Origin of the sequence: Collinsella sp. TF05-9AC (assembly GCF_003438495.1) — a bacterium.
In the GTDB taxonomy this organism is placed as follows: Bacteria; Actinomycetota; Coriobacteriia; order Coriobacteriales; family Coriobacteriaceae; genus Collinsella.
In genome coordinates, this window is sequence record NZ_QSSH01000046.1 from 1 (window position 1) to 11,422 (window position 11,422).

The following is an 11,422-nucleotide window of genomic DNA, read 5'->3' on the forward strand; positions in this document are numbered from 1 at the left end:
CGTGGGTTATACCCTAAGAGCAAACCACCCTTTTTAAGGGTGGTTCTGATTTCCCTTGTATGTTCAGTTTGTTTACATACCGTTTAGGCTGATTTCTCTACCGTTTACAGGTATTTCGCGCTAAACTAATAAACATAAGAGTAAAACATTTAGTAAACAGAACAAAACGAAACATGCGTCTGTTTACTGAACATGTGACTAGGGGAGGACGTACATGGATAAGATCAAGCTCGGTTTTGTGCCTACGCGCCGCAGCATCTTTAGCGCGCCGGACGCGATCAAGTATCGTGGTCTGACGGCTGACCGTCTGCGCGAGATCGGCGTCGACATCGTTGATATCGACGACATCAACGACGAGGGCCTGCTGTTCGACGACAGCCATATCGAGCCTATCGTCAAGAAGTTCCGCGCCGAGGGCGTCGACGGCATCATGCTGTGCCACGCCAACTTTGGTACCGAGTACGTCTGCGCCCGCCTTGCCCGCGAGCTCGGTCTGCCCGTGCTGCTGTGGGGCCCGCGCGACGAGCGCCCCGAGCCCGACGGCACCCGCCTGCGCGACAGCCAGTGCGGCCTGTTCGCCACCGGCAAGGTCCTGCGCCGCTTCCAGGTCCCCTTCACCTACATGACCAACTGCCGCCTGACTGATCCCGAGTTCGAGCGCGGCGTCTGGGACTTCCTGGCCGTGTGCAACGTCGTTAAGACCTTCAAGCACACCCGCATCCTGCAGATGGCCACCCGCCCGTTCGACTTCTGGTCGACCATGTGCAACGAGGGCGAGCTGCTCGAGAAGTTCAACATCCAGCTTTCGCCCATCCCCATGACCGAGCTTGTTCAGGCCGTGCGCGACGCCCAGGCCGACGAGCAAGCCATGGCCGCCATGCTCGCCCACATCGCCGACAGCTTTGAGATCTGCATCCCCGAGGACAAGGTCCCCGCGGTCGCAGGACTCGCCATCGCCATGAAGCGTCTGGTCGAGAAGTACGGCTGCAACGCCGGCGCCATCCAGTGCTGGAACGCCCTGCAGGACGAGCTGGGCATTATGCCCTGCGCCGCCAACGCCATCCTCAACGAGATGGGTATCCCCGTCGTCTGCGAGACCGACATCCACGGCGCCATCACCGCGCTCATGGTCGAGGCCGCCGATCTTGGCCGTCACCGCGGCATGTTCGCCGACTGGACCGTCCGCCATCCCGACAACGAGAACGGCGAGCTGTTGCAGCACTGCGGCCCCTGGCCCTGCAGCTGCGCGGCCGTCAAGCCCAAGCTCACCTATCCGCTGGCCTTCGATCACCCCGGCGCGCTGACGGCCGAGGCCAAGCACGGCGACCTCACCCTTGCCCGCTTTGAAGGCGACAACGGCGAGTACTCGCTGCTGCTGGGCAATGCCCGCGGCATCGACGGCCCGGCCGGTATGGGCACCTACCTGTGGGTCGAGGTCGAGAACCTCAAGCGCCTCGAGGCAAAGATCGTCGAGGGCCCCTACATCCACCACTGCGTGGCCATCCACGCCAACGTGGTGCCGGTGCTCTACGAGGCATGCAAGTACATCGGCATCCAGCCCGACCTGTACGACCCCATCGAAGAAGACGTCAAAGCCTACCTGCGAGGAGAGTAGAAATGGCAACTATCGAAGAGCTTGAGTCCCTGCGCTGGGACCTCCGCCGCGATTGCGTCGACATCATCATGGCCGGCGCCGGCGGCCACATCGGCGGCGACATGTCGGTGATCGACGCCCTCATGACCCTCTACGCCAACCATCTGAACATTTCGCCCGAGACCGTCGACGATCCCAACCGCGATCGCTTCGTGCTCTCCAAGGGCCACGCCATGGAGGCCTACTACGCGGTGCTGTGTCACGAGGGCTACCTGGACCTCGACGACGTCAAGGCCCGCTTCTCCAGGTTCGGCAGCCCCTACATCGGCCATCCCAACAACAAGCTCAAGGGCATCGAGATGAACTCCGGTTCGCTCGGCCACGGCCTGCCCGTGGCGGTGGGCATGGCACTTGCCGGCAAGATGGACGGTCGCGACTACCGCGTCTACACCATCATGGGCGACGGCGAGCTTGCCGAGGGCTCGGTCTGGGAGGGCGCCATGAGTGGCGGCAACTACCAGCTCGATAACCTGTGCGCGCTCGTGGACCGCAACCGTCTGCAGATCAGCGGCAGCACCGAGGACGTCATGAAGCAGGACTCGCAGGAGGAGCGCTGGGCCGCCTTCGGTTGGAACGTGCTGTCCATTCCGGGCAACGACGTCCATGCCATCGACGCCGCGCTGACGCTTGCGGCCGAGACCAAGGGTAAGCCCACGGTCATCATCCTCAACACGGTGAAGGGCTACGGCTCGCCCGTCATGGAGGACAAGGCCGGCTGGCATCACCACCTGCCCAACGACGAGGAATATGCCCAGATCATCGCCGATTTCGCTGCCCATAAGGAGGCCATCAATGGCTAACAAGATCGCCAACCGCAAGGTTATCTGCGACACGCTGCTCGAGGCCGCCGAGACCGATAAGGACATCGTCGTCCTGTGCTCCGACTCCCGCGGCTCCGCATCGCTCACGCCGTTCTTCGATCAGTATCCCCAGCAGTCCGTTGAGGTCGGCATCGCCGAGCAGGACCTGGTGAGCATCGCCGCCGGCATGGCTTCGTGCGGCAAGAAGGCCTGGGCCGCCTCGCCGGCGTCCTTTGTGACCACGCGTTCGTATGAGCAGTGCAAGGTCGACGTTTCGTACTCCAACACCAACGTCAAGCTCATCGGCATCTCGGGCGGCGTGTCCTACGGCGCCCTGGGTATGAGCCACCATTCCGCTCAGGATATCGCCGCCATGAGCGCGATTCCCAATATGCGCGTGTATCTGCCGAGCGATCGCTTCCAGACCGCCGAGCTCGTGCGCGCCTTGGTCGCCGACAACAAGCCGGCCTACATCCGCGTGGGCCGCAACCCGGTCGAGGACGTGTACACCGAGGGCGAGTGCCCGTTTCAGATGGATCGCGCCACCTGGGTGCGCCGCGGCACCGATGTGACGATCGTCGCCACCGGCGAGATGGTTCGCCATGCCGTGGTCGCCGCCGACCTGCTGGCCGAGCAGGGCATTTCGGCAACGGTGCTCGACATGTACTGTGTGAAGCCGCTCGACGCCGAGGCCGTGATTGAGGCCGCCGGGGCCACGCGCGCCGTCGTGACCGTCGAGGAGCACAGCCCCTTCGGTGGCCTGGGTTCCATGGTCGCGCAGGTCGTGGGCGAGCATTGCCCGCGTCCGGTCAAGTGCCTGAGCCTGCCCGACGCGCCGGTCATCACCGGCACGAGCCCCGAGGTCTTTGCGCACTACGGCCTCACCGGCGAAGGCATTGCCAAGACGGTCGCCGAGTTCCTTCCCGCAGAGTAATTGGAATGTGACAAAGGGACAGTCCCTTTGTCACATTCATTTTGAAAGGGGTGGCCATGGGCCGCTACATCATCGGAATCGATCAATCCACGCAGGGCACCAAGGCGCTGCTGGTGGACGAGGGCGGCCATCTGATTCATCGTGCCGACCGCGCGCATCGCCAGATCGTCAACGAGGCCGGCTGGGTGAGCCATGATCCGGCCGAGATCGCGGCCAACGTTCTGGCCGTGGCGCGCGCCGTGGTGGAGGAGACCGGGGTCGACCCGGCCGACGTCGCCGGCATTGGCATTTCTAACCAGCGTGAGACCACCGTTGCCTGGAACCGTGCGACGGGCGAGCCGCTGTGCGACGCCGTGGTGTGGCAGTGCGCCCGCGCCCGTGAACTGTGTGACGAGCTGGCCGCCCGCGAGGGCGTGACCGAGCTGGTGCGCGACACGACGGGCCTGGTGCTCTCGCCTTACTATCCGGCGGGCAAGATGGCTTGGATCCTCGCGAACGTTCCGGCGGCTGCCGAGGCCGCGGCGTCGGGTGAGCTGTGTCTGGGCACCATCGATGCCTGGGTGGTCTGGACGCTCACGGGCGGCGCGGAGTTTCGCTGTGACTGGTCCAATGCCAGCCGCACGCAGCTCTTCGACCTGCGCCGTGGCTGCTGGAGCGAGCCGGTGTGCGAGGCCTTTGGCATCGATCCGGCCTGCCTGCCGCAGGTGACTGATTCCGACGGTCTGTTTGGCACAACGGACCTGGATGGCTTTTTGCCCGCGCCTGTGCCGGTGCACGGCGTGCTGGGCGACAGCCATGCGGCCCTGTTTGCGCAGGGTTGCCACAGCCGCGGCATGGCCAAAGCGACCTATGGCACCGGTAGCTCGGTCATGATGAACGTCGGCAACGAGTTTGTCGCCAGCTCGCACGGGCTTTCGAGCTCGCTTGCGTGGCGTATGGATGGCGTGACCGAGTATGTACTCGAGGGCAACGTGAGCTACGCCGGCGCCGTCAAGACCTGGCTGCGCGACGACCTGGAGCTCATCAACAACCCCGAGGAGGTCACCGACCTGTGCTACGCCGCCAACCCGGCGAGCCATGTCTACTTTGTGCCGGCGTTTACCGGCCTGGGTGCGCCGCACTGGGCAAGTGATGCCGAGGGATGCGTTTTTGGTATGACACGCACCACGGGCCGCGCGGAGTTCGTAAAGGCTGCCGACGAGTCGATCGCCTATCAGATTTTTGACGTCATTGATGCGATGGTCGAGGATTCGGGCGCGGCGCTTGCCGAGCTTCGTGTTGACGGCGGCCCCACGCGCGACGCGTACCTGATGCAGTTTGAGAGCGATTTGGTCGGCTCGCCCATCCGCATTGCGAGCAACGACGAGATGAGCGGTCTGGGCGCGGCTTGGGCCTGCGGTATCGCGCTGGGCATGTATACGCGCGATGTCGTCGACGTCTACGGCGCCCGTGGCATCGTGGAGCCGTCGATGCCCACTGACGAGCGAGCCAAAAAGATCGCCGGCTGGCGCCATGCAGTGGCCGCGACTATCTCGTACACCGCCTAGCATGATTTTTCTGGGACGGGGATCAAATAATCATCGGTCCTCGTCCCAGGCGGCTAATTTGGGACGGGGCTTTTTTGACTGGTATGATTGGCGTGACCATTCGAACCAGCTAAAAGAGCCCCGTCCCAAATTGACTATCGAGAGGATCTGCCATGGAGCGCATTGCGAGCTTTTCTGTCGATCATCTGCTGCTTGAGCCCGGCGTATACGTGAGTCGCATCGACCGCGATTCGGCGACCGGCGCTGCCGTCACCACCTTTGACCTGCGTCTGACCACGCCCAATAAAGAGCCGGTCATGAACACGGCCGAGTGCCATACCATCGAGCACCTGGGCGCGACGTTTCTGCGTAATCACGCCGAGTGGTCGAGCCGAATCGTCTACTTTGGCCCCATGGGCTGCCGCACGGGCTTTTACCTGGTCGTGTTTGGCGAGGTGACGAGCGAGGAGATCCTGCCGCTCGTGCGCGAGCTCTTTGAGTTCGTCGCCGACTTTGAGGGCGATGTCCCCGGTGCCGCTCCCGAGGAGTGCGGCAACTACCTGGATCAGAACCTTCCCATGGCAAACTGGCTCGCGCGCCGCTACCTCGACCGCGACCTGGCCGATATCGACGAGAAGCACCTGCACTACCAGCAGGCGTAAGGATTGCCTTCTGCTTCTAAACCGTTCACATGGAGATATCGACCGTTTAACTGTTTAGTAATGTTTACACGAGGTCATTTACGGTGTTTCGCTTAAACTGGCAACCAGAGTGATATTCAGGCAAGGCTCCTGAAGCAGCATCTGTCGACATTGATTGTCGGATTCTGCTTCGGGAGCCTTGTTTTGTTTAAGGGGGACACATGGAAATCGTTAAACGAATTAACACCAGCGCTGTCCTCTGCATCGACGGAAATGGCAGGCAGCTGGTGGCATTCGGGCGTGGCCTGGGGTTTAAGGACGTTGGCGATGAATTACCGCTCTCGGAGATTCAACGAACGTTCTATAACGTTAGTTCCCGCTACATCGCTCTCATTGATGAAGTCTCGGATGAACTTCTCGAGCTGACCTCGGATGTTATTGATATGTCGACAGGACTGCTTCCCTATGAAGTAAGCCCTAATTTGCCGTTTATTCTTGCGGACCATATCGCGTATGCAATTAAGCGCAAGGAGCAAAACATTGTTGTCCATATGCCCTTGTCTTTTGATGTTCGCCAACAATATCCCGTCGAATTCAAAATCGGCGAGTACGCGCTTCGAATAATCAGGAAACGTCTCAATGTTAGGCTTCCCGCTCATGAGACAGTTGGAATTGCCATGGCGTTTATCAATAACATGGCCGATTCGGATTCATGTGAGCTGGCTGAAGAGTTTGGCACGGACGTTTACGATCGCGTTCTCGAAGAATCAACTATTGCTGTTGAAAGACGGCTTGGTATTCAAGTTGATCGGGAGGGCTTCGATTATGCAAGGTTCGCAACCCACCTTCAGTACCTATTCAATAGGTTGAACTCTGGCGAAAGTATCGTAAGCGACAACCGCAAGATGTATCTCTCGCTCAAAGATGATTATCCGGTGGCATCGGCGTGCGCCGATGACATCGCTTCTGTTCTCAGCCGGCTGACGGGCCAAGAACTTATAGACGAAGAAAGACTCTATCTGATGATGCATATCAATCGAATCGCATCGAAAGCTAGGTAATTGGTCGGCGAAGGTGCGCGCTTTGCCGATGGTTACATATAAAACACAACATGGGAGAAATGGTATTTATGGCAGATACAACCAAGCTCGCTGCCGAGATTCTCGAGATGGTGGGCGGTGCAGAAAACGTTACATTTGTAGCCCACTGCATGACTCGTTTAAGGTTCAATCTTAAGGACGAAAGCATCGTAGATGATGCAAAAGTCAAGGCAATCGATGGTGTGATCGATATTCGCCATTCAGCAGGGCAATACCAAGTGATTGTGGGGCCCAAGGTCGATAAGGTCTACGAAATCGTTGCAAAGGAAACCGGGGTTGACACCGGGAAGTCCGCGGCAGATGAAGGCGAGACCAAAGGTTTTCTGGGAAAGCTGATGAAGCTGATCAGCGGCATCATGATGCCCGTTCTTCCCGCCTTGATTGCATGCGGAATGATAAACGCCGTCCTTAGTATCCTGACGACGGCAGGTGTCGTTTCCGCTGAGAGCGGAATTTATACCCTGCTGTACGGCATGGGAAACGCCAGCATGTATTTCTTGCCCGTTCTCGTCGGATCGTCTGCGGCCAAATTCTTTGGAATCGATCAATATATCGGTGCGGTGCTCGGTGCAATCCTGCTTTACCCGACTTTTGTTGCCGCAGCTGGAGCTGGTGATGCGCTGGATTTGTTCGGCATGAAGTTCACGATGGTGAGCTATGCCTCGACGGTGTTTCCCGCTATCGTGGCGGCTTGGTTCGCATCCGTTCTTTATAAGTGGCTGCGTGCGGTTCTTCCCGATGCTTTGGCATTTGCACTCGTTCCGTTCCTGACAGTTGCTATTGCTGCCCCCATCTCGCTTCTTGTGGTTGGCCCGGTTATCCAACAGGCGAGCTCCTTGCTTGCGACTGCCGTACTGGCGGTCTATCAGTTCAGTCCCATTCTTTGCGGCGTTATTCTTGGACCGATATTTGGCCTCGTCATGATTCCTCTTGGACTCCATTGGGCCCTCATTGTGATCTCCATCAACAATATTATGACCGTCGGTTCCGACCCTATCCTTGGACTTCTTTGCGGTAGCATGGGTGTCGTCGGCGCTTGCTTGGCGTTTGCTTTCCGCTCGAAGGATCCGAGCGAAAAGAGCCTTGGATTCAGCTGTGCCATTACGAGCCTGTGCGGAATTACAGAACCTGCCCTGTATGGCATAGTTTTGGAGCACAAGAAGATCATCGTCGCTTCCATGATTTCTGGTGCAATTAGCGCTGTTATCCCGGCTATCTTCAATACCCGCACGTTCGTTATGACGTCGAGTGGTATTTTCAGCTTCCCCGGCTACATGAATCCTTCCGGTGATATGAGCAGCCTTATTGGTGCGATCCTTTGCAATGTCGTTGGTTTTATTCTTACCTTCGTCCTCGTCTACATCATGTATCGCCCTGATGCAGACACGTCGGCGGAATAGACAATTATTCGGAATGTAAGCTGCTGAAAACCCCGCGGCAGATTGCATATGGTGGGCTTGCGATTGATCTGCGCGAGCCCACCTCGTTTTTGGAGTGACTGGTTATGACAATTACTGCCGATATGACATTTGGAGAAATCGCACTTCTTCCTGAGTTCGCTGGGTTCGGTGAGCATCTCATGCTTTGCCGACCTTCAACTTGGGAGCGCATGTGGAATAAGCCCATCGCGGCCCATTTGAATTCCGACACTAATCCGTATGAAGTTACTCGTGTTCTGCGCGGGTTGAATCGGATTGTTGAGCTTGCGGATGACGGGAGGCAGGTTGCATACGATATTTGGGATGAAGCCGATTGTATTCGCGATCCGACCCGGCGCAACGCAAAGCTGTTTTTCTTTCCGGGGCGACCGGGGGCGCCATTCGTTATCGCGATTTCGGGTGGGGGCTATCAGAGCGTTTGTCACCAAATGGAAGGTTTTCCCGTTGCTCCCGAGCTCAACGATGCGGGCTATAACGTGTTTGTGTTGTCATACAGGGTGAGGGTCGAGCCGCTGATGCCGCGTCCGATCGATGACCTTAATCGCGCAGTCCGTTTTGTCCTCGAGAATTCAACGCGATTTAATGTGGACAAAAAATATGCGGTTATCGGTTTTTCCGCTGGCGCGCATTTGACCGCCGAGTGGGGGACGGATAACAAGGGGTTTGCATCTTACGGATGCGAGCCGCCAAAAGCTTTGGTTCTGTGTTACGCCCCGATTGACCTTCATGAGTCCGAATGTGCGTCAGACCATAGATTTCTTGATTCGGTGTGCGGTGGAGCTGGGCACGATGCGATTGATGATTTCTGCATTGATCAACATGTGTGGGAACGGTATCCGCCGACATATCTTTGGCAATGCGCCGACGATGATGTCGTATCGCCCGGCAATCTCGGAAAGATGGTTGACGCACTGGATGCGGCTGGGGTGCACCACGAGGAGATTGTGTATCCAGAAGGAGGACATGCGTTAATGAAACCTCATGCGCCGGAAACTGATCACTGGTGCTCGGGTGTCGTTGAGTTCCTTAAGGGCTATCTCGGCTAAGTAAAATACACGCCGCCCTTTTGCCCATGTGACTCTGGTGCGTGTTGTTTGCGGTATTGACTCCATCAAAAGACGGCTAATGTTCTAGAATGTTTATATAGTCACATTTACGAACAGGAGCGAACATGCATATCTACTCTGTTACCGATTCCGAGTTCAAGTCCTACGGCCGCGTGTGGGACGACGTACCCTCCAGCCTGACAGCTCCGCTTGTCGAGGCACTTTCCGCCACGCCCATTCCCGAGGGTAGCAAGTATGTGGCCTCCGCGCCCGAGCTGGAACAGGTCGAAGGTGCCGACACGCTCGGTCTGCTCATGTACGGCGGCCGCCCCTTCCAGCTGGGCTGGTGCAACGGCCGTAACACGAAGCTCAACTGCCTGGAGTATCACCGCGCCAGCGAGTTCAACCTGGGCGCCCGCGATTTTATCCTGCTGCTGGCCAAGCGCGAGCAGATCGTCGACGGCAAGCTCGATACCGCGCAGGTCAAGGCCTTCCGCGCGCCGGCCGGCACGCTCGTCGAGGTCTACGCCACGACGCTGCACTACACGCCGTGCATGGTCGACGACGGTGGCTTCCAGGTAATGGTAGCGCTGCCCGCCGGCACCAATGGTCCGCGTCCCGAGGCCGCTGCCAACATGTCCGCCGCCGGCGACAGCTACTGCTACTGGAAGGCCGACAAGTGGGTCCTCTGCCACGCCGATAGTCCCAAAGCAGCCGAGGGCGGCTACGTAGGCCTAACCGGCAAAAACCTCGACATCACCTGCGACTAGCGCTTCGTCTCAATCCTGTAACATCTAGCAGCCAAAATCGTCTCTACCTGTTACAGAACGAGACAAACTGCAGGGGGCTGCCCGAAAATCTCAATCTGTAACACTAGGCTCGGTTTTGACGGTCTAACTGTTACAGACCGAGACAAACCGGTCAAAAACATCACAAAGGTGCCTGTCCCCTTCGTGGTGGTTTTCCTACAGCTGACTGCGCAGGTAGTCAGCCATATAGGGGACGGCGAAGCGCACGTAGCCGCGGCGCGCCTGCTCGATAACGCCGGCGTCGATGAGGCGCCGGCGATACTTTTGCGCATAGTCGGGTGTGACTGACATGCGCTTCGCAACATCAGAAATGCGAGACACAGCGTCTTCGTCATCAGTCATTGCGGAGAGAAACGCGACGTCTTGGTCTGACAGCGCGGCGAGCGTCGTTTCGCACACATCGTTTTCGAAATCGACTTTCGACGCCTCGATGGCTCCGTCGATTAACCCTTGCGTCGCACGTTCGCCTGTCCTGCAGCGATTGGCGATGTTATAGCCGATGAGTTGCAGCATATAGGGCGAGCCTTGGGTTGCGCGAGCGGCACGGAGGCGAAGATCGCTTGGAATATCAAGGCCGAGCTCATCGAAAGCCCGCTGGTAATAGGTATCGACATCTCCGACCGAAAGTGGCTCGAGCGTGACCTTTCGAGCGCGGTTGAGAAATGTCAGCACACGGTCATTGAGTGTTGCGCAGACGGCTCCCGGAAGGCCCGCCATGACGAGCGCGACGTTGAGTCGTTCGCCGACCAGCTCTTGATAGGCGGTGACGAGCTGTCTGATCTCGGGTGAATTTGCTTGGAGCTCGTCGATGAGGATGAGGATGCCGTGCCCCTGCTCGGTCAGTTTGCGCGCGAGCTGCGTGAGCTTGAACTGAAAGCTCTTGGTCTCCTGCACGTCTCGTGTGAACTCGAGGCCTGCCGAGAGCCCGAAAACACTTAGGCTGCCGCTCGCGAGTTTGGGAAGGCGGCGTTTGTTGACGTAAGGTTTGCCTGCTTCTTGGATTTTCTCGACAATGCGCTCGAGCATATCCTCGGAGGCTACGGTAGGCGTGGCGACAACAAAGCCGAGCTTGCGTGCGCGGTCGGCAAGTTCCCACAGAAGAACTGTCTTGCCGCTGCCTCGCTGTCCAAGCATGAGCATGGCTCGGTCGCGATTGCCCGGTTCCTGCTCAAGGCCGGATATGAATGTCGAAATTACAGTTTCGCGCCCGACGAGATAGGATGGGCGATTTCCAAATGAGGGGGAGAAGATGGTTTCAGTCATAAGTCTCCTTTCCTTTCTTTCCTATTTTTTCCTTTCTTTCCTATTCAGTCAAATGGTCTGCCAGCCGAGGGCGCCTTCGCTGTTGTGGAGGCGCCCTTTTTTGCAAGTGAGTAGACTTTTTGGCTTAGTCTGACCACGCCGGAACATGCCAGGTAAGCTACCTGCACTGATAATTGTTCTCGGGGGAAGCGGGCACTGCGGGGCGCGGCA

The 11,422-nt window shown here is 58.3% G+C and carries 10 protein-coding genes; 9 read left to right on the forward strand and 1 reads right to left on the reverse strand.

The genetic code is table 11. The annotated features are described in order from the left end of the window. Positions 1-214 precede the first annotated feature (214 nt). The 9 genes from DXC52_RS09300 to DXC52_RS09340 all read left to right on the forward strand — a co-directional run bounded on the left by DXC52_RS09300 (position 215) and on the right by DXC52_RS09340 (position 9,910). A complete protein-coding gene (locus DXC52_RS09300) occupies positions 215-1,615 on the forward strand; it encodes an L-fucose/L-arabinose isomerase family protein (RefSeq protein ID WP_117747022.1) in 1,401 nt (466 codons plus the stop codon). Positions 1,616-1,617: 2 nt separating this feature from the next. Then, positions 1,618-2,454 (forward strand): transketolase, encoded by an 837-nt coding sequence (locus DXC52_RS09305; RefSeq protein ID WP_199409510.1) that lies wholly within the window; start codon positions 1,618-1,620, stop codon positions 2,452-2,454. Then, complete coding sequence (locus DXC52_RS09310; RefSeq protein ID WP_117747023.1) at positions 2,447-3,388, forward strand: transketolase family protein; 942 nt, start codon at positions 2,447-2,449, stop codon at positions 3,386-3,388. The genes DXC52_RS09305 and DXC52_RS09310 overlap by 8 nt, the downstream gene beginning before the upstream one ends. 56 nt (positions 3,389-3,444) lie before the next feature. Then, on the forward strand, positions 3,445-4,935 hold the full coding sequence (locus DXC52_RS09315; RefSeq protein WP_199409511.1) for a glycerol kinase GlpK: 1,491 nt from the start codon (positions 3,445-3,447) through the stop codon (positions 4,933-4,935). Between the two features lie 152 nt (positions 4,936-5,087). Next, entirely contained in the window at positions 5,088-5,576 is a 489-nt protein-coding gene (locus DXC52_RS09320) for an S-ribosylhomocysteine lyase (protein WP_117747025.1), read from the forward strand. A gap of 200 nt (positions 5,577-5,776) precedes the next feature. After that, complete coding sequence (locus DXC52_RS09325) at positions 5,777-6,616, forward strand: PRD domain-containing protein (RefSeq protein WP_117747026.1); 840 nt, start codon at positions 5,777-5,779, stop codon at positions 6,614-6,616. A 68-nt stretch (positions 6,617-6,684) separates the two neighbouring features. Continuing rightward, positions 6,685-8,055 carry a PTS transporter subunit EIIC gene (locus tag DXC52_RS09330; protein ID WP_158554644.1) on the forward strand — a complete coding sequence of 457 codons (1,371 nt, stop codon included), beginning with the start codon at positions 6,685-6,687 and terminating at the stop codon, positions 8,053-8,055. A 104-nt stretch (positions 8,056-8,159) separates the two neighbouring features. Beyond that, a complete protein-coding gene (locus DXC52_RS09335) occupies positions 8,160-9,140 on the forward strand; it encodes an alpha/beta hydrolase (protein WP_117747028.1) in 981 nt (326 codons plus the stop codon). Positions 9,141-9,265: 125 nt separating this feature from the next. Continuing rightward, a complete protein-coding gene (locus DXC52_RS09340; protein WP_117747029.1) occupies positions 9,266-9,910 on the forward strand; it encodes a DUF4867 family protein in 645 nt (214 codons plus the stop codon). A gap of 195 nt (positions 9,911-10,105) precedes the next feature. Here DXC52_RS09340 and DXC52_RS09345 read toward each other — a convergent pair whose 3' ends face one another. Then, positions 10,106-11,212: an ATP-binding protein gene (locus DXC52_RS09345; RefSeq protein ID WP_117747030.1), complete on the reverse strand. Its 1,107-nt coding sequence runs from the start codon at positions 11,210-11,212 to the stop codon at positions 10,106-10,108. Positions 11,213-11,422 lie beyond the last annotated feature (210 nt).